Raw genomic sequence first — 18,093 nt, forward strand, 5'->3', positions numbered from 1 at the left:
GGTCAACAACAGGTGATAATAACTATCATTCTCATTGACGATAATCACATATTCACATAAAATGATAGACGATCAACCAGATGAAAACTGTTTCCAGACCAATGGAGGGATTCTTTTGTCAACGGTGCTGAAAGCCGAGGATCTCACGTTATCCTACGGCAGCCAGATGATTATCGAAGAACTGCAGTTGCAGATCCCCAAAGGAAAAATCACTGTTCTCGCCGGGAGCAACGGCTGTGGAAAATCGACCCTGCTGCGGTCATTAGCCCGGCTGTTAAAGCCCCGGGCCGGCCAAATTTTGTTAAATGGTAAAAAAATTAACAAGCTCCCCACCCGGGAAGTTGCCAAGCAGTTGGCCATCCTCCCTCAGGGGCCGGAATCTCCCGAAGGATTGACCGTATTTCAGCTAGTCAAACAGGGGCGCTATCCGTACCAAACGTGGACCAGCCAGTGGTCCGAGGAAGACGAAAGAAAAGTCCGCTGGGCCTTGCAAACAACGAAGATGGAAAAGTGGGAACACCATCCTGTTGATGCATTGTCCGGCGGACAGAGACAACGGGCCTGGATCGCAATGACGCTGGCCCAAGATACGGAAGTCATTCTGCTGGACGAACCGACAACCTATTTGGATTTGACGCATCAAATCGAGATTCTCGATCTGTTGTATGAATTAAATGCGAATCAAGGGCGAACGATTGTGATGATTTTACATGATCTGAATCTGGCCTGCCGTTATGCCCACCAGATCATCGCCATCAAGGACGGGCAAATTTATGACCAGGGCCCGCCGGAACAAATCATCACTGAGCAGATGGTGGAAGATGTGTTCAGGCTGAAAGCGACCATCGCGACCGATCCGGTCTACGGCACACCCCTCCTGATCCCTTACACCAAAGGCCGGGAAATCCACCCCAAACCGGTTCAGAGGGTTCCATGACCGCAATCCTCCCGAACCTCCATCGCGATGATCTCCACCCTATCGCTTCTGTGCCGGAACGAGAATATGCTTGTCCTTTACCGACATCAGCCCTTCATTCGTCAACCGGAGCTGCGGCAGATGGGTCGCAGACAGGAATAACAGGGAGTAGAGCGGATCGAGATGGGTAAAGCCATGATAGCTCAGACGCCGCGCAAACGGCTCCAGCTTTGCGATTAACTGATCGAGCGAATCGTGATTCATCGTGCCCAGGAGAGGCAGAGGCAAGGAGAAAACTTCCTCATCCGCCTGGATCCAATAAATCCCTCCTCCGGACTGAAGCACCCGGTTTACAGCCCGGGCCATCGCCTCCGGAGAACGCCCCAGCACCACGATTCCCTGTGCGGAGCCCGTATAGCTGGATGCCAACCCGTCTATTCCACGCCCAAAGCCGCGCACCAATCCGGGTGTGATCCATTTCCCCGCGCGGTCGGCCAAAAAAGCATACAGGAGGTCATCATCTGGGGAAAGCATCCCGCCGTCCGAAAACTGAACCTCCTCCTGTAAACTTTTCGTGATCACGGAATTGATCAGATGCATCACCGGAAAAGAATCTCCGTCTTTCACGGGAAGACGAAAATCAGTCTCCGCATAACGGACATCCGACGGAGGCGTAATGATGGTGGAAAAATCTTCCTCTCCTGAAAACGGATGCAAACATTTTCCCTCGCGCGCCAAAATCTCCCCGTCGGCCAGCACAAGTACGGGGCACGGCTCAGTCAGCGAGGAAAGGACGTTTATATTGGCCAGCCGTCCGGGAGCAATTCCACCCAGGTGATCATCCAACCGGTAATAAACGGCCGGGTTGATGGTAACCATCTGGTACGCGTGAACAGGGGAACATCCGCAATCAAGGGCCGTCCGGATCAAATAATCGGTAAAGCCGTTTTTGAAGTAAAGAGGGGTCGCTCCATCCGTCGTCATCGTTAAACGGTGCCACGGCACATCCTTTTCCTTCAGCAATCCTTCCAGCAATACAGGGAGATCCGGCCGGATCGAACTGTGTCTCAGCGTGACAAAATACCCGAGTTGCAATCTGCGCCAAACCTCATCAAAACTGATGCTTTCATGGTCACCGCTCACTCCCGCCGCCGCCAGCCGCGCCAAAGTCCGGTAGGATGCCCCCGGTGCGTGTGCTTCCACCCGTTTCCCCAAATTTTTGGTCTGGCGAACCAATTGCTTCATCGACGGGTCCCCGGCGAGCAATGGTATCCAATCCGTCAGTTCGCCCGCTTGCAGCACCCGCGGATGCTCCAGCACCTCTCTGACACGCGGAACAGAAAAAAGATCATCCTGCGGCAAATAGGTCTGCCCGTCCAGCCGCGCCCACCAAAAGAGACGCACTTTTAACCGCGCCAAGTCGTCCATCCAACGGATAACCTGCTGAGGAGTGCATGAGACAAAAAAGTCTAGATTATCCGAGATCAGCGTCGTCGTACCGAGCGCTCCCACTTTTTCCGCCAATGTGACTGGATTATGGAGCTGAAACGGATGGGCATGCGGTTCGATATAGCCTGGCACCAACACTTGTCCGCTTGCATCGAGCACCGGAACATCATCCTCCAGGCGCAAACCGCTTTGCTTCAGCTCACCCACATAGGCGATGCGGCGGCCGGCCAGCGCCACATCCTGGCGCAAAAGCTGCCCGGTATACACATTCAACACTTCACCGCCGCGAATTAGCAACGTCGGCGCTTTTCTCCCCATCGCCACCTCAATCAGCAAATCATGCTCTTCTCTAGTCATATGCACGCCCAATATTACTTCCTCCTTCACCATTAATTACTCCCGTATAACGCTTTCCCATTGCAGCAAATAATAAGTCCGACAGCAGAGATGTTGTTTTCATCGGAACTTCCACCATCGTGAAATGCATACCTGTTCCGGCAGAGGGAAAGGAGTGAAAAAAATGCAGAAAAACATCGGAACATTGGATGCGCTCCTGCGCATCACTTGCGGCCTTGTCGGTTTGGCTTGGTGTACTTCCAAAGGCCGGCGCAATTTTCCATTCCTGATCGCCCTGGCCTCCGCCATGAAAGTCGCCGAAGGGTTGACCCGTTATTGCCCGGTGCTGGCGCTGTTTGGCAAAAACACACTGGGCAACAAAGGCAATATGTAACCGGTAAAACGACATCAGGCACAGCAATCAAAGTTCTTGACAGCGGCGATGGATACGTCACCCCTCCCCCTTCATTTTACACACAAAGGGGAAGGGGAGAACCATGCTATGAATTGCAAATAGAAATATAAAAATGCAAAAACAAATCCCTTGCCTATATTCAGACTTTTTTGTATAATAGTTTCCAAGATCAATATATTGGGTATATAGTAAGCGAGTGACCTCTCTGGTTGTGGCAGCGCTTTCAAACCTGTCGTACCTGACCGATTTGATGCTCCTGACAAATCAGTTATGCACGATTTTTGAAATCGTTTCTCATTAACGGTTGATTAAATGCCGATGATCGCTTAGAATCATGCTTAGAAATTTACTTAATCAGATAAATCGAACATTCGTCGCTGCACACAACCGTAAATCACATGATCCGGCAGAATTTGACACAAAAAATATGAAGGTTGTTCAACTTTGACCAAGCAGGTTGATTCGACAAAAAACGAATTTTACCAAAGTTGCATACAAATTTCGTCATTTTTTATCAAAAAAAGAAGGACAATTTGTAACCTGGCGTCGAAAAAGAGTTATAAACATTTTATCAATTAGTGGGTGGCAATTAAAGCACAACATGGTAGAATATGAATACAGACAAGCGAACATACGATCGGTTTTTTTGAAGATTAAAACCGTTTAGGAGAGTGAGTGCAATGTCCCTTAGCGATATGGAAAAAGAAACTGTGATCCAGTTTGATGAGTCAACCAATCTCGCCACCGTCTACACCGCTAGCTGGACTGTCGCCCGTTCCCTGAAAAAAGCAGGATACCAACCAGTGAAAAAAACGCAAGGCGGTTGGTGGTTTAAAATCCCGGTTGACGGAATCAGCATTCAAGGGGAAAAAGAGACGACCAAAATCGGCTGAACCGGATCCCCCCTGTTAAATCGATAACCAAAAACGACGAGCCATTGCCACGGCTCGTTTTTTATTTCGCATCAAAAAACCGCCGACCTGTTCAGCCGGCAGTTTCCCCGTTTTCACTCTTCAGAATGTAGCCTTGTCCGCGATATCCGTCCGGTAATGCATCTCCTTAAAAGAAACTTCTTCGATTCTCCGATACACTTTTTCCCGCGCTTCGTCAATGCTCTCACCCAGAGCCGCCACACCGAGAACGCGCCCTCCGTTTGTCACAATCTGTCCGTTTTCGCGTTTGGTTCCGGAATGAAAGACGATCGTCTCCCCGCTTTCCTGTCCGCTGATTCCGGCAATCGGATTTCCCTTTTCATATGTCCCCGGATATCCCCCTGCGGCCAGAATGACGCAAACGGACGCCTGATCACTCCATTGAAGGCTTATATCCGCCAAGTGACCGTCGATGACCGCCATCAGAACATCAACGAGGTCGGTCTGAAGCCGGGGCAGAACCGCCTGTGTCTCAGGGTCGCCGAAGCGGGCGTTAAACTCAATCACTTTCGGGCCTTCGTCGGTCAGCATTAATCCGGCGTACAAAACTCCTTTATATTCGATTCCTTCCTTGCGAAGAGCTTGAGCCATCGGCTCCAAAATCGTTTCCACAGCTTGCTCCACCATACGGGGCGGAATTTGCGGAACGGGCGAATAAGCCCCCATTCCCCCGGTATTCGGCCCTTGGTTGCCGTTGTACACCGGTTTGTGGTCTTGGGCCACGACCATCGGTTTAACCACAGTGCCATCCATAAACGCCATCAGGGAAAATTCAGGTCCGCTTAAGTATTCTTCGATGACCACTTCATTCCCGGCATCGCCAAACACTTTTTTCTCCATGGCGTCTTCAATCGCCTGCTCTGCTTCTTCCACGGTACGGGCAACCACAACCCCTTTTCCAGCGGCCAAACCGTCCGCTTTTACAACAATCGGGGCTCCTTGCTGCCGAACGTAGCGTTTCGCCTCATGCGGATCAGTAAACGAACGGAAGGAAGCGGTCGGAATCCGGTATTTTTCCATGATTTCCTTGGCAAACCGCTTGCTTCCTTCCAAATTGGCCGCTTCCCGCTTCGGGCCGAAAATCGCGAGCCCCTCTGCCTGAAAACGATCGACAATCCCCTGCAAAAGCGGCGCCTCCGGTCCGACCACAGTCAGATTGACGTTCTTTTCTTTGGCGAACTGTACAAGCCGATCCACATCAGTCGCCTCAATCGGCACACATTCCGCCTGGGCAGCAATTCCACCGTTTCCGGGCGCACAATAAATTTTGCTCACTTTTGCACTTTGTGCCAATTTCCACACCAGCGCATGCTCTCTTCCTCCGCTGCCGATCACCAGAATTTTCACGGCTTGTCCCCTCCTAAAACCCATTCGTCTTTTTCCGGCAAAAACATCGCCCCACACGGACGATGTTATCGGATCAACAGGCTGAGTCCGAACAGACCGATCGTAACCAAAATACAGATAAACGACCAATCTTCGCGATAAAAAAATTTTGTACGGCTCCGGTAAGCCGACTTGGTCGTAAGCACACCTCCGACCACCAGAGCCGCCAGGAAAAAGACGCCTCCTGCCGTGCGCAGCCCGCTTCTCCACGTCAGCAGATCAGCGCCGCCGAGCTCGTAGGAGACGATGCCCGTCACTGTCAGAGAAACAAAAAACCACAGAAGTGACCAAGCGAGAACTCGCATAGAACCCCCTCCATCCTTTGCCCTAGTATACGCCAAAGGATAGGGGCCTGATACTTGTTAGTGTTTAAAGTGTCGAACACTGGTAAAGACCATTGCGATACCGTGTTTGTTGGCCTCTGCGATCGACTCTTCGTCGCGAATGGATCCACCTGGCTGAATGATGGCGGTTACTCCTGCCTTGGCTGCCGCTTCAACAGTATCCTTCATCGGAAAAAAGGCGTCAGAAGCCAGAACGGAGCCTTTCGCGTCTTCCTTTGCCTGGTTGGCGGCGATGACGGCAGCGCCGACACGGTTCATCTGTCCTGCCCCTACGCCGGTGGTGCGAAAATCCTTTGCCAAGACAATGGCATTGGATTTCACATGTTTCACCACTTTCCAGGCAAACAGGAGCTGCTCCCACTCCTCTTCACTCGGTGCGCGCTCTGTCACCACCCGGCATTCCTCTTTGCGGACCGCCCGTATATCCTCTTCCTGAACCAAAACTCCTCCGCTGACCGATTGCAATTTGAGTGACGCCCCTTCTGCCGGTACCTCTTCGCCCAGGGCAAGCAAACGAAGATTTTTCTTGGTTTTCAGGATGGTCAGTGCCTCTTCGGTAAAAGATGGGGCCAAAATGATCTCCAGGAAGATCTCCTTCATCTTTTCAGCCGTATCACGATCGACAGGCCGGTTAACCGCAATGATTCCGCCAAATATGGAGACGGGATCGGCTTCATATGCCTTTTGCCAAGCCTCAGACAGCGTTTTTCCTACCCCGACGCCGCAAGGGTTCATGTGCTTCACCGCCACGACGGTCGGTTCCGTAAATTCGCGGAGCAGAGCGAGCGCTGCGTTGGCGTCGTTGATATTGTTATAGGAGAGTTCCTTTCCGTGAAGTTGAGTGCTGCTGGCCAACGTGCCTGCCCCCGGCAGCGGTTCACGGTAAAATGCGGCTTGTTGGTGAGGGTTTTCCCCGTAGCGAAGCGCCTGTTGTTTGGTCAGCGGGATGGTTAACTGCTCCGGGAACGAGACCCCTGTCAATCGATTGAAATAACCGGCGATCAGTGCATCGTAGTGTGCGGTATGGCCAAACGCCTTGGCCGCCAATTTCCGTCTGGTCTCCGCCGTAGTCCGGCCACTTTCCCTCAATTCTTCCAGGACAAGGCCATAATCCGCCGGATCGACGACAACCGTCACATACTGATGGTTTTTGGCGGCGGACCGCACCATCGACGGACCCCCGATATCAATATTCTCAATCGCTTCTTCCACGCTTACACCGGGTTTGGAAATGGTTTGTGCAAACGGGTACAGGTTTACCACGACGAGATCGATCGGTGAAATTCCGTTCTCCTCCATCTGTTTGAGATGGGAAGCAAGACCGCGAACGGCGAGCAAACCACCGTGAATTTTGGGATGAAGCGTTTTGACCCGCCCGTCGAGGATTTCCGGAAAGCCCGTAACATCTGAGATTCCTGTCACCGGAAGCCCGGCTCCAGCAAGGGTTCTGTGGGTTCCTCCGGTCGAAATGATTTCCACGCCCAATTGCACTAATTCCCGCGCGAAATCGATAATACCCGTTTTATCTGAAACACTGATCAATGCCCGACGTATCGTTGCCACTGGATCTCCTCCTTCGTTTGATTCTTAGGCTATGAGTGCAACCTGCCTTACGATTTCTTGCCACCGTCTATTAACGCCTGAATCACCCGGGGATACAGCTGGTGTTCGGCGAAGTGGATTTTCCTCTCAAAACTTTCCAGCGTATCCCCCTCCTCAATGGCCACCGGTTGCTGGGCAAGAATCGGGCCGGTATCAATTCCTTCATCGACATAGTGAACCGTGACACCCGACACTTTCACCGGATAGGAAAAAGCTTTTTCGATGGCATTTAATCCCGGAAACGCAGGCAGTAAAGAGGGATGGATATTCACAATCCGCTTCGGAAACGCCTGAAGCAAAGTAGGGCCGATCAAGCGCATGTAGCCCGCCAGCACAATCCATTCGATCTTCCTTTGGCGAAGGTGCGCCAACACCGACTCTTCATATGCTTTTTTATCGGGAAATGCTTTGGGGTTCACACAAATCGCTTCCACCTCGCAGGCACGCGCCCGATCCAACACTTTTGCTCCCGGACGGTCACAAATCAACAGGGAGATGGGCAAAGGCCAGTTCTCCCGCCGTGAACTTTCCACCAGTGCCTGAAAGTTGCTGCCATTTCCCGAGGCAAAGACAGCAATCGCCATGTTAAGCCTCCTCCGTCCAAGTTACTCCATTTTTCCCCTGCGCCACTTTCCCGATCACCATCGCTTTTTCACCGCAACCGGCCGCCGTTTGCAAAACTGCCTCCTCTTCTTCGGCCGGAACGGCGATCACCATGCCAATGCCCATATTAAAGGTGCGAAACATATCTTCTTCTGCCAGATCGCCACATTCCTGAATCCAGTTGAAGATGGGCGGAACATCCCAGGTACGGCGATCGATTTGCGCTTCAAGGCCATCCGGCAACATGCGGGGGACATTTTCCACCAATCCGCCTCCGGTGATATGAGCGGCTCCTTTCACTCTGTGCTTTTGAAAGAGCGTCAATAGGGTTTTGACATAGATTTTCGTCGGGATCAGCAACGCCTCCGCCAGTGTTTGTCCGCTTCCGGGAACTTTTTCATCCCAGGAGAATGCCCGATCCTGTAGCAAAACTTTGCGCGCCAGCGAAAAACCATTGCTGTGGAGACCGCTGGAAGCCAATCCGATCAGCACATCCCCCGCCTCGATATCCTTGCTGGGCAGGAGTCGGTCCCGTTCGGCCACTCCGACGCAAAAACCGGCGATATCGTATTCTCCCCCGTTATACAGGCCCGGCAGTTCAGCCGTTTCACCGCCGACCAACGCGCAGCCCGCCTGTTCACATCCGTCGGCAATCCCTTTGACAATTTCTTCAGCCACTGCGGGAGACAATTTTCCGGTTGCCAGATAATCGAGGAAAAACAGCGGTTCGGCACCTTGAACAACCACATCATTCACGCACATGGCCACACAGTCGATCCCGATGGTGTCATGGCGGTTCAGGGCAAAGGCGATTTTCAATTTGGTGCCGACCCCGTCGGTTGCAGACACGAGCACCGGCTGACGATAGGATGGATCTAAGGCGAACAAGCCGCCAAATCCGCCGATTCCGCCGATCACTTCAGGACGCCTGGTTCGGTTTACATGTTTTTTGATGCGATCCACTGTTTCATTTCCGGCATCAATATCCACACCGGCCGCTTTGTATGCTTTGCTCATCGTTTGCCCTCCAAAACCAGTTCTTCGATTTCCGTCGGATACCGGCCCGTAAAGCAAGCCAGGCAGTGCCCGCGCTTTTGGCCCCCTCCGTTTGATTCAACCGCATCAATCAGCCCGTCGGTGCTCAGAAAAGCGAGGGTGTCGGCGCCAATCTCCTTGCGGATCTCTTCCACCGACTTGTAAGCCGCGATCAATTGGTCCCGATCCGGGGTATCGATGCCGTAAAAACAGGGATGTTTCACCGGCGGTGAACTGATGCGCACATGCACCTCGGTCGCTCCCGCGTCCCGCAGCATTTGCACGATCCGGCGGCTGGTTGTCCCCCTGACAATGGAATCATCCACCATCACGACCCGCTTTCCTTCCAGCACGCCGCGCACTGCACTCAATTTCATTTTTACGCCTTGTTCCCGCAACTCCTGATTCGGCTGAATAAAGGTACGGCCGGCATAGCGGCTTTTGATCAGACCGATCTCGTACGGAATTCCCGCAGCTTCCGCATAACCGATCGCCGCTGATGTACTGGAATCGGGCACCCCGGTCACCACATCAGCTTCAACGGGAGCTTCTTTTGCCAGACGGCTGCCCATTCGCTTGCGGGCGGCATGCACGTTCACCCCGCCAATAATGCTGTCCGGTCGTGCGAAATAGACATATTCAAACACACAGCCGGCCCGTTCCCGCTCAGGGGCAAACGAAAGCGATCGGACTCCCTCACGGTCGAACACCAGCATTTCACCCGGTTCCACTTCACGGACGAACTCAGCCCCGATCACATCAAATGCACACGTCTCCGAGGCAAAAACCAATGCGTCTCCAATTTTGCCCAGTGACAGCGGTCTTAATCCGTGAGGGTCCTGTGCCGCAATCAGCTTGTCATTGGTCAGGATTAAGAGGGCATAGGCCCCGGTCACTTTGTTTAAGGCCTCTTTAACCGCTTCCTCCAGACTGCCGGCACGCGAGCGGGCGATCAGGTGGGCGATCACTTCCGTGTCCGTCGTCGTCTGAAAAATGGATCCCTCGGCTTCCAGTTCCTGACGCAGGCGTCCGGCGTTTACCAGATTGCCGTTTGTGGCCAAAGCCAGTTCGCCTTTTACATAGTTAAATACGAGCGGCTGGGCATTTCTCAGTCCTGTTCCCCCGGTTGTCGAATAACGAACATGTCCGATCGCTGTCTCACCCTGGAAGGAACGAATGATCTCCTGGTCGAATACCTCGGTCACCAATCCCGTACCCCGGTGCACAAAAAAGCGGTCATGGTTGGTACTGACGATTCCCGCGCTCTCCTGCCCGCGATGTTGCAAGGCATGCAGCCCGTAATACGTAAGGCGGGCAGCTTCAGGGTGACCGATGATGCCGAAGACACCGCACTCTTCATTCAGTTCGTCAAGGTCGAAGATGGATTCATCGCGCATGGAATGGCTTCCTCCCAACGTTTTGTGAGTTCCGCAACGTCACTCCCAATCACCCGGGTTCCATTTACCGCAATCGACAGGTGTGCTTCCTGGGTCACACGGCCGATCCAGCTGCAGGCAACCCCGTTTTTTTCCGCAAGCTGATGAACTTCTTCCACATATTCATCCGGTACGCTCAAAATCACGCGCGACTGACTTTCGCTAAACAAATGAACGATCGGAGCCAGGCTGGTCTGAATCGTTACCTCTGCTCCTTTTTGCCCGTCAATGCAGGATTCCGCCAAGGCTACGGCCAATCCCCCTTCAGAGACATCGTGCGCAGAGGATACCCATCCTTTTTGAATTGCAGCCAGCACTACTTTGTACAGGGCTTTCTCCTTCTCCAGATCACAAACCGGAGCCCGTCCGCGCACCTCGCCGGTAAGAGCATGCTGCAATTCGCTTCCTCCCAATTCGGCAAACGTTTCTCCCAACAGCAAAATCGCATCTCCCGCACGCTTAAAGGCAGAAGTGGTTATATGCTCCCGTTTTTCGACCAATCCGACCATTCCCACCACCGGAGTCGGGTAAATCGGCTCTCCCTTGGTTTCGTTGTACAGACTTACATTGCCGCCGACGACGGGGGTTTCCAGAATGCGGCACGCTTCAGCCATTCCGTCGATCGACTGCGACAGCTGCCAGTACACTTCGGGTTTTTCCGGATTTCCAAAATTGAGGCAATCCGTAATGCCAAGCGGGACCGCCCCGGCACATACCACATTTCTCGCCGCTTCCGCCACGGCAATTCTTCCTCCTTGCACCGGATCGAGATAAACATAGCGCCCGTTCCCATCCGTGGACATCGCCAGTGCTTTCTCCGTTCCGCGAACCACGATCACGGCCGCATCAGATCCGGGGCAAACCGCCGTGCTGGTGCGCACCATATGATCATATTGACGGTAAACATAGCGTTTGCTGCCGGTGTTAATCGACGAAATCACTTTGTCCAGCGCCTCCTGCGGCGAGACATCCAAAAACGCTTCCTCGGCCCGGATATTTTGGTATGCCTGGTAATAATCCGGCACACGCCCTTCCCGGACATAAACGGGTGCGTCATCCACCAGCGTATTGACCGGGATGTCGGCTACGATTTTCCCGCCATGGAAAATGCGATAGCGGTTGCCTTCCGTCACCCGTCCGACGACAGCGGATTGCAAACCCCATTTATCGCAGATCTCCTTGATTTCCTGTTCCCGTCCCTGTTCAACCACCAGGAGCATCCGCTCTTGCGATTCAGACAACATAATTTCATACGGGGTCATTCCTTCTTCCCGCTGCGGAACCAAATCGAGGTTCAAATCGAGACCCTGACCGCCTTTTGCCGCCATTTCCGCGCTGGAGCAAGTGAGCCCTGCGGCCCCCATATCCTGAATCCCGAGGAGAATTCCTTTTTTCACCATTTCCAGACATGCTTCCAGCAGCAATTTTTCCATAAACGGATCGCCCACTTGCACGGCCGGGCGCTTCTCCTCCGACCCTTCATTCAGTTCTTCACTGGCAAAGGTGGCTCCGTGAATGCCGTCCCGTCCGGTGCTTGCACCAACATAAATGACGGGATTGCCGGTTCCGCTGGCGATTCCTTTTTGCAAATCCTCGTGGTTTAAAATACCGACGCACATGGCATTGACCAGCGGATTTCCCTCATAACAGTCATCAAACATCACTTCACCGCCCACGGTGGGAATGCCGATGCAGTTTCCGTAATGAGCGATTCCCGCAACCACTTGGTCAAACAGATAACGAACACGCGGGGAGGAGAGATTCCCGAAGCGAAGCGAGTTGAGCAGCGCAACCGGGCGGGCCCCCATCGAAAAGACGTCGCGGATGATGCCGCCAACCCCGGTGGCCGCTCCCTGAAACGGCTCAATCGCGGAAGGATGATTATGGCTCTCGATTTTAAACACAACCGCCTGACCGTCCCCGATGTCGATCACTCCGGCCCCTTCACCCGGCCCTTGCAAAACGCGGGGTCCTTCTGTCGGAAAGCGTTTGAGCAGCGGTTTGGAGTTTTTGTAGCTGCAATGCTCCGACCACATCACGCTGTAAATCCCCACTTCCGTCCAGTTGGGCAAGCGGCCGAGGTGCCCGATGATCTGTTCATATTCTGCTTCGGTCAAACCCATCTCTTTAAACAACTTCTGCTCGCGAATGATTTCCGGCGCCGGTTCGGAAATGGCGCTTTTGCTCTTCATCACTGTTTGTTCACGCTGCACCGCAATTCTCCTTCCAATAAGCGAACATGGATTGAAACAGTTTTTTCCCATCTTCCGATCCCATCCAATCCGCGATCGCCCGTTCTGGATGTGGCATCATGCCGAGAACATTACGCTTCCGGTTGCAAATTCCGGCAATCTTCTCAATCGAGCCGTTGGGGTTGTCACCGGCATAGCGAAAAACGATTTGCCCGTTTTGCTTCAATTCGGCAAGAGTCGACGGGTCGCAAAAATAGTTGCCGGACATGTGGGCGATCGGAATGCGAATCGCCTCTCCCGGAGCATACTTGCAGGTAAACGGTGTTTCTGCATTTTCGACGGTCAGTGTTTGCATTTCACAGCGGAACTGCAAATGATCATTGGTCAGCATCGCCCCCGGCAACAATCCCATTTCCAAAAGAATCTGGAATCCGTTGCAAATGCCGATGACCAATTTGCCCGATTCAGCCGCCTGTTTCACGCCCTTCATAACTGGAGAGAACCGGGCCAGCGCACCGGTGCGAAGATAGTCTCCATACGAAAAACCGCCGGGAAGGATGATGGCATCAAACCGGGACACATCCTCTTCCCGATGCCAAACGGGTTCAACCGGTTCCTGCAATACATCTTCGATCGCATGAACGCAATCCAGATCGCAGTTCGAACCGGGAAAAACGGGAACGGCAAACCTCACTTACGCCACCTCCTCCAGCTCAAAGCGAAATTGTTCAATCACCGGGTTGGACAATACCTTTTCGCAAATTTCACGCACTTGTTGTTCCGCCTTCCGGCGATTATCGCTCTCAATCAACACTTCAATCCGCTTGCCGATCCGCACATCCTTCACTTCGGCATAACCCAGGGAATGAAGCGATCCTTTCACAGCGACTCCCTGCGGGTCCAATACACTCTCTTTCAAGGTGACAAAGATGGTTGCTTTATACATCTTCTCTTCCTCCCAGGCGGTTCCAGATTTCTTCATAAGCCTCGATGACATTCCCCAAATCGCGACGGAAGCGGTCCTTATCCATCCGGTTCCCCGTCGCCATATCCCAAAAACGGCACGTATCCGGGGAGATTTCATCGGCCAGCATCACATCTCCCGAATCATCCACACCAAATTCCAACTTGAAATCAACGAGCAAAATATTTTTTTGCGCCAAGAAGTTTCGCAGCACCTCATTCACTTTCAGCGCCGTCCCTTTCATCTCTGTCAGCTGTGCAACCGTGGCGATTTCCAATACGGAAATGTGATCCTCATTGATTAATGGATCACCCAAGGCATCGTCTTTGAGGTAGAGCTCGATCACCGGATGGCGCAAGGGGCTTCCTTCCGTCAATCCGAGCCGTTTGGAAAGCGATCCGGCAGCCACATTGCGGACCACCACTTCCAACGGGATGATGGCAACTTTTTTCACCCATTGTTCAATTGGCGAAATTTCTTTTATAAAATGATTTGCGATTCCTTGTTCCCTTAATAATTGAAAGAAGAATGCACTAATTCGGTTATTAAGGACTCCTTTTCCGGCGAGCGTTGCCTTTTTTTCACCGTTGAAGGCCGTTGCCGCATCTTTGTAGCGAACGCGGACAATCGCCGGGTCTTCCGTTAAAAACAATTGTTTCGCTTTTCCCTCATAGAGGAGAGTTTCCGGTTTCATCCTGCAAAAGCCCCTTTCTGCGGAGTTTTGGGAGAAAGCGGAGGCAGTGGAAATCCACTCTGCCTTCCGCTCCGCCTTCTTCCCGCTGACTCTCTATTCATCCAAGTCGAGGCGGGCAAAAATGGTGTCCACATGTTTCAAGTGGTAGTGGTAATCAAAACAATCCTCAATCTCCCGGGGCGAAAGCGTTTGGGTGATTTGCTCATCCGCTTCCACCAGCGGTCTGAACGGGCGCTGTTCTTCCCAAGCCTGCATGGCCAAACGTTGGACACGGTCATACGCTTTTTCCCGTGTCCAGCCTTTGTCGATCAAGCTCAACAGAACCCGCTGGGAATAGATCAATCCAAACGTGCGCTCCATATTTCGTTTCATGTTCTCGGGGAATACGGTCAGGTCACGGATAATGCCGGTGAAGCGATTCAGCAGATAGTTAAGCAGGATCGTGGCATCCGGCAGAATCACCCGTTCCACGGATGAATGGGAAATATCCCGTTCATGCCAGAGCGGAACATTTTCATACGCCGAGACCATGTGACCGCGGATGACGCGGGCCAGCCCGCTGATATTTTCGCACCCGATCGGGTTGCGTTTATGCGGCATGGCTGATGAGCCCTTTTGCCCTTTTTTGAAGGGCTCTTCCACTTCACGCGTCTCACTCTTTTGCAATCCGCGGATTTCCGTCGCAAATTTGTCAAGAGAGGTGGCAATCAAGGCCAAGGTGGCCATATATTCCGCATGACGGTCGCGTTGCAGGGTTTGCGTTGAAATGGGCGACGCTTTCAGTCCCAATTTTTCACACACATATTTTTCGACAAACGGGTCAATGTTGGCATACGTCCCCACTGCTCCGGAGATTTTGCCGACGGCGACGGTCTCCATTGCTCTGACAAACCGCTCGCGGTTCCGCTGCATTTCGGCATACCACAATGCCATTTTCAAACCGAATGTTGTCGGTTCGGCATGCACGCCGTGGGTGCGTCCCATCATCACCGTATATTTGTGTTCTTTAGCCTTCTCTTTGAGAGCGGCGATCAAACGGTCCAGATCCTGCAACAAAATTTCGTTTGCCTGTTTCAACAGATAGGAAAGCGCGGTATCCACCACATCCGTCGAGGTTAAACCGTAATGAACCCATTTGGATTCCGGCCCCAGTGTCTCCGCCACCGCCCTGGTAAATGCCACGACATCGTGACGAGTATCCTGTTCGATTTCATAGATCCGCTCCACGTTGATCTTGGCATTTTCCCGGATCAGGGCTACATCCTTCTTCGGGATGATCCCCAGTTCCGCCCATGCTTCGCAAGCCAGGATCTCCACTTCCAGCCAGGCGCGGTATTTGTTTTCTTCTGTCCAAATCGATCCCATCTCGGGGCGCGTATAACGTTGAATCACAATCAGGTCCCACCTTTTCTGTGAAGATGCATCGCAGGTCAGATCGCGGGGCGCCTTCCTTCTCGGCGTTCCTTATGATCCCCGCTCCCCTCGGGTTCAGGACTGCAATGCATGATTATATTTGATTAAAAATAATCTCTATCATAAATAACCTTTTTCTCTTCGCTCGTCAAAGGCGGCCAAATCGACGAAGACTCGATCCACTCCAGCGCCTGATTGACGCTCTCTGCCAATACCGTGACATGACCCATTTTTCTACCTTTTTTCGCTTCTTTTTTTCCGTACCAATGAAATTTCACGTGACCGGGAAGAGATGGAAATGCTTGTCTGAAAGCATCTGCATGTTCACCCAAAATATTCACCATCACCGCCGGCTTGCAAAGATCCGTCGGCCCCAGTGGCAACCCGAGGGAGGCGCGCACAAACTGCTCAAATTGCGAGGTGGCACAGGCATCATAGGTGTAGTGTCCCGAGTTGTGGGGGCGTGGTGCCAATTCGTTGACAACAAGCCGTCCGTCTTTCAGCATAAACATCTCAACCGCAATCAAACCCACCACCTGCAGCGTCTCCGCAACCCGTTCAGCCACTGCGATCGCCTGCGCTTTGACCGGCTCAGCCAGCGGCGCGGGAACAACCGTCATATGGAGGATATGGTTTCGATGCAGATTGACCGCCGGCGGAAATGAGGCCAAATCCCCTTGCGGATTGCGGGCGACAATGACGGAGAGCTCTTTGACAAAGGGGATAAAAGCTTCCAAGATCAATTCCCTGCTCCCGTCCAACAAATCCCCCGGCAACAAATCGAGATCCGGTTTTGTGCGCAACATCCATTGACCTTTGCCATCATAACCGCCTGTGGCCGTTTTCAGCACGGCAGGAAGGCCGATCTGCCTGAGTGCCCGGATCAAATCATCCCGGCTCTTTACAGGAACAAAGTCGGTAACGGGAATCCCGGCTCTTTGCAGTGTTGTTTTCTCCAATATGCGATGCTGCGCCGTTTGTAACAGCCGGCTTCCTTGCGGCACATGTGTTTTCGTTTCCAGAAATTTGACGACAGCCGGGTCAATATTTTCAAATTCGTACAAAACCAGATCGGCCTTTTCAGCCAGCCGGTTCGCCGCATGAAGATCGTCATAGGGAGCGGCTATATGCCACTGGGCCGCTTGTCCTCCGGGGCAATCAGTTGCGGGGTCCATGGTGACAAACTGCAAGCCCATCTTCTGCCCCTCAAGAATCGTCATACGTCCGAGCTGACCGCCTCCCAAAATCCCGATCGTTTGTCCTGGAGCGACCACTTTCATCTGTCCTTTTGTTTCGATCATTCCAGATCCCTTTCTTCAATGACACGTGCGCGAATTTGTTCACGGCGCTCCTTCAGGCGCGAGCGTATCTTCAAATCCGCCATTCCCAGCATTTCCGCAGCCAAAATCCCGGCATTGACTGCGCCGGCATTGCCGATCGCCACAGTCGCGACGGGCACCCCGCCAGGCATTTGCACAATGGACAGCAAAGAATCGAGCCCGTTTAAAGAGGACGTTTTGATCGGAACGCCAATCACCGGGAGCACTGTTTTCGCTGCAACCATTCCGGGAAGGTGAGCGGCCCCTCCGGCTCCGGCGATAATTACCTGAATTCCGCGTTTCTCAGCCGTTTCAGCATAATGAAACATCTCATCAGGTGTCCGGTGGGCAGAAACCACTTTGGCTTCATAAGGAATTTCCAATTCCCGGAGTACTTCACACGCTTTTTGCATCGTAGGCCAATCGGAAGTGCTTCCCATAATGACACCGACTTTTATATCATTCAATGGATGCTCCTCCTTTATCAACAAATAAAAAACAAGCCTAATTAGCAGATTTTCCCAATAAAAGCCAGAGAAAGTCTACTTATTAGGCTTGTTTTCCGCCTAACCGTTCAACTTTTCTCATAGCCGGGAAATTTACGGTTTCCTGGTAGAAACGCTCAAGCCATATTCCTGAGCATATATGAGAAAGCAAATTATTTTGTTCAGTTCCAGTGTAACAACAAAACGGGAACAACGCAACAAAAAAGCGAACATTGAAATTAAAAATTAATGGTAGTGTTCGCTTATCATAGGAATCAAAAAGACATTGAATCAAGTAAAATGAACTTGTTCCAGTGGATCATGAACATTCCCCATATATCTCAATTCTGGCTCCAATTGCGAACCGTGTGCCAATGCAATAAGATTCTCGCTTGACCCGGACAACGCCTGATCTTGGCATTTTCCGCTCAAAAACACAAAAAACCCATCTCAATTGAGATGGGTTTTTCTTATGCCTGGCAACGACCTACTCTCCCAGGGGTGAACCCCAAGTACCATCGGCGCTGGAGGGCTTAACTTCCGTGTTCGGGATGGGAACGGGTGGATCCCCT

At 52.4% G+C, this 18,093-nt stretch carries 17 protein-coding genes, 1 rRNA gene and 1 riboswitch; of the genes, 3 read left to right on the plus strand and 15 right to left on the minus strand.

Features of this window, described 5'->3' with window-relative positions; translation table 11 throughout:
• The first annotated feature begins 166 nt into the window (after window positions 1-166).
• Window positions 167-937 (plus strand): ABC transporter ATP-binding protein, encoded by a 771-nt coding sequence (locus I8U18_RS13680; RefSeq protein ID WP_052154278.1) that lies wholly within the window; start codon window positions 167-169, stop codon window positions 935-937.
• Window positions 938-976: 39 nt separating this feature from the next.
• On the opposite strand, the gene I8U18_RS13685 is transcribed toward I8U18_RS13680, so the two are convergent.
• The gene (locus tag I8U18_RS13685) at window positions 977-2,752 is read right to left on the minus strand and encodes an adenine deaminase C-terminal domain-containing protein (protein WP_198056429.1); all 1,776 of its coding nucleotides are present in this window, start codon (window positions 2,750-2,752) and stop codon (window positions 977-979) included.
• Between the two features lie 133 nt (window positions 2,753-2,885).
• On the opposite strand from I8U18_RS13685, the gene I8U18_RS13690 reads away from it, so the two are divergent.
• Both I8U18_RS13690 and I8U18_RS13695 read left to right on the plus strand, forming a co-directional pair.
• A complete protein-coding gene (locus I8U18_RS13690) occupies window positions 2,886-3,095 on the plus strand; it encodes a YgaP family membrane protein (protein ID WP_033101352.1) in 210 nt (69 codons plus the stop codon).
• A gap of 701 nt (window positions 3,096-3,796) precedes the next feature.
• Complete coding sequence (locus tag I8U18_RS13695) at window positions 3,797-4,009, plus strand: hypothetical protein (protein ID WP_033101353.1); 213 nt, start codon at window positions 3,797-3,799, stop codon at window positions 4,007-4,009.
• 120 nt (window positions 4,010-4,129) lie between these two features.
• Here I8U18_RS13695 and purD read toward each other — a convergent pair whose 3' ends face one another.
• The 14 genes from purD to rrf all read right to left on the minus strand — a co-directional run.
• The gene (gene purD, locus I8U18_RS13700) at window positions 4,130-5,395 is read right to left on the minus strand and encodes a phosphoribosylamine--glycine ligase (RefSeq protein WP_033101354.1); all 1,266 of its coding nucleotides are present in this window, start codon (window positions 5,393-5,395) and stop codon (window positions 4,130-4,132) included.
• Between the two features lie 65 nt (window positions 5,396-5,460).
• The gene (locus I8U18_RS13705) at window positions 5,461-5,739 is read right to left on the minus strand and encodes a hypothetical protein (protein ID WP_033101355.1); all 279 of its coding nucleotides are present in this window, start codon (window positions 5,737-5,739) and stop codon (window positions 5,461-5,463) included.
• Between the two features lie 57 nt (window positions 5,740-5,796).
• The gene (gene purH, locus I8U18_RS13710) at window positions 5,797-7,341 is read right to left on the minus strand and encodes a bifunctional phosphoribosylaminoimidazolecarboxamide formyltransferase/IMP cyclohydrolase (protein WP_033101356.1); all 1,545 of its coding nucleotides are present in this window, start codon (window positions 7,339-7,341) and stop codon (window positions 5,797-5,799) included.
• Window positions 7,342-7,388: 47 nt separating this feature from the next.
• On the minus strand, window positions 7,389-7,964 hold the full coding sequence (purN, locus tag I8U18_RS13715) for a phosphoribosylglycinamide formyltransferase (protein ID WP_198056430.1): 576 nt from the start codon (window positions 7,962-7,964) through the stop codon (window positions 7,389-7,391).
• A 1-nt stretch (window position 7,965) separates the two neighbouring features.
• On the minus strand, window positions 7,966-9,000 hold the full coding sequence (purM, locus tag I8U18_RS13720; RefSeq protein ID WP_033101358.1) for a phosphoribosylformylglycinamidine cyclo-ligase: 1,035 nt from the start codon (window positions 8,998-9,000) through the stop codon (window positions 7,966-7,968).
• Entirely contained in the window at window positions 8,997-10,415 is a 1,419-nt protein-coding gene (gene purF / locus I8U18_RS13725) for an amidophosphoribosyltransferase (RefSeq protein ID WP_033101359.1), read from the minus strand. Before purF ends, purM begins: the two co-directional genes overlap by 4 nt.
• The gene (purL, locus tag I8U18_RS13730; protein ID WP_198064843.1) at window positions 10,379-12,646 is read right to left on the minus strand and encodes a phosphoribosylformylglycinamidine synthase subunit PurL; all 2,268 of its coding nucleotides are present in this window, start codon (window positions 12,644-12,646) and stop codon (window positions 10,379-10,381) included. The genes purF and purL overlap by 37 nt, the downstream gene beginning before the upstream one ends.
• Before the next feature lie 10 nt (window positions 12,647-12,656).
• On the minus strand, window positions 12,657-13,340 hold the full coding sequence (gene purQ / locus I8U18_RS13735) for a phosphoribosylformylglycinamidine synthase subunit PurQ (protein WP_198056431.1): 684 nt from the start codon (window positions 13,338-13,340) through the stop codon (window positions 12,657-12,659).
• On the minus strand, window positions 13,341-13,592 hold the full coding sequence (gene purS / locus I8U18_RS13740; protein WP_033101361.1) for a phosphoribosylformylglycinamidine synthase subunit PurS: 252 nt from the start codon (window positions 13,590-13,592) through the stop codon (window positions 13,341-13,343). It abuts the gene before it with no gap.
• Window positions 13,585-14,304, minus strand: coding sequence for a phosphoribosylaminoimidazolesuccinocarboxamide synthase (gene purC, locus I8U18_RS13745; protein WP_033101362.1), 720 nt, complete (start codon window positions 14,302-14,304; stop codon window positions 13,585-13,587). The genes purS and purC overlap by 8 nt, the downstream gene beginning before the upstream one ends.
• Before the next feature lie 93 nt (window positions 14,305-14,397).
• Window positions 14,398-15,696, minus strand: coding sequence for an adenylosuccinate lyase (purB, locus tag I8U18_RS13750; protein ID WP_033101363.1), 1,299 nt, complete (start codon window positions 15,694-15,696; stop codon window positions 14,398-14,400).
• Between the two features lie 125 nt (window positions 15,697-15,821).
• Window positions 15,822-17,018 carry a 5-(carboxyamino)imidazole ribonucleotide synthase gene (gene purK / locus I8U18_RS13755; protein ID WP_052154274.1) on the minus strand — a complete coding sequence of 399 codons (1,197 nt, stop codon included), beginning with the start codon at window positions 17,016-17,018 and terminating at the stop codon, window positions 15,822-15,824.
• Window positions 17,015-17,476 (minus strand): 5-(carboxyamino)imidazole ribonucleotide mutase, encoded by a 462-nt coding sequence (gene purE, locus I8U18_RS13760; protein ID WP_033101387.1) that lies wholly within the window; start codon window positions 17,474-17,476, stop codon window positions 17,015-17,017. Before purE ends, purK begins: the two co-directional genes overlap by 4 nt.
• A 127-nt stretch (window positions 17,477-17,603) precedes the next feature.
• A riboswitch (purine riboswitch) is annotated at window positions 17,604-17,705 on the minus strand.
• Between the two features lie 290 nt (window positions 17,706-17,995).
• A 5S ribosomal RNA gene (gene rrf, locus I8U18_RS13765) occupies window positions 17,996-18,093 on the minus strand; the annotation flags it as partial.

It is taken from the genome of Thermoactinomyces sp. CICC 10522, assembly GCF_016055075.1.
Lineage (GTDB): Bacteria > Bacillota > Bacilli > Thermoactinomycetales > Thermoactinomycetaceae > Thermoactinomyces_A > Thermoactinomyces_A daqus.

Excerpts from the sequence above, each read along its gene's own strand:
- I8U18_RS13680 (WP_052154278.1), top strand. The coding sequence starts at position 167 with ATGATTATCGAAGAACTGCAGTTGCAGATCCCCAAAGGAAAAATCACT.
- I8U18_RS13690 (WP_033101352.1), top strand. The coding sequence starts at position 2,886 with ATGCAGAAAAACATCGGAACATTGGATGCGCTCCTGCGCATCACTTGC.
- I8U18_RS13695 (WP_033101353.1), top strand. The coding sequence starts at position 3,797 with ATGTCCCTTAGCGATATGGAAAAAGAAACTGTGATCCAGTTTGATGAG.
- I8U18_RS13705 (WP_033101355.1), bottom strand. The coding sequence starts at position 5,739 with ATGCGAGTTCTCGCTTGGTCACTTCTGTGGTTTTTTGTTTCTCTGACA.
- purN (WP_198056430.1), bottom strand. The coding sequence starts at position 7,964 with ATGGCGATTGCTGTCTTTGCCTCGGGAAATGGCAGCAACTTTCAGGCA.
- purM (WP_033101358.1), bottom strand. The coding sequence starts at position 9,000 with ATGAGCAAAGCATACAAAGCGGCCGGTGTGGATATTGATGCCGGAAAT.
- purF (WP_033101359.1), bottom strand. The coding sequence starts at position 10,415 with ATGCGCGATGAATCCATCTTCGACCTTGACGAACTGAATGAAGAGTGC.
- purL (WP_198064843.1), bottom strand. The coding sequence starts at position 12,646 with ATGAAGAGCAAAAGCGCCATTTCCGAACCGGCGCCGGAAATCATTCGC.
- purS (WP_033101361.1), bottom strand. The coding sequence starts at position 13,592 with ATGTATAAAGCAACCATCTTTGTCACCTTGAAAGAGAGTGTATTGGAC.
- purC (WP_033101362.1), bottom strand. The coding sequence starts at position 14,304 with ATGAAACCGGAAACTCTCCTCTATGAGGGAAAAGCGAAACAATTGTTT.
- purK (WP_052154274.1), bottom strand. The coding sequence starts at position 17,018 with ATGATCGAAACAAAAGGACAGATGAAAGTGGTCGCTCCAGGACAAACG.
- purE (WP_033101387.1), bottom strand. The coding sequence starts at position 17,476 with ATGGGAAGCACTTCCGATTGGCCTACGATGCAAAAAGCGTGTGAAGTA.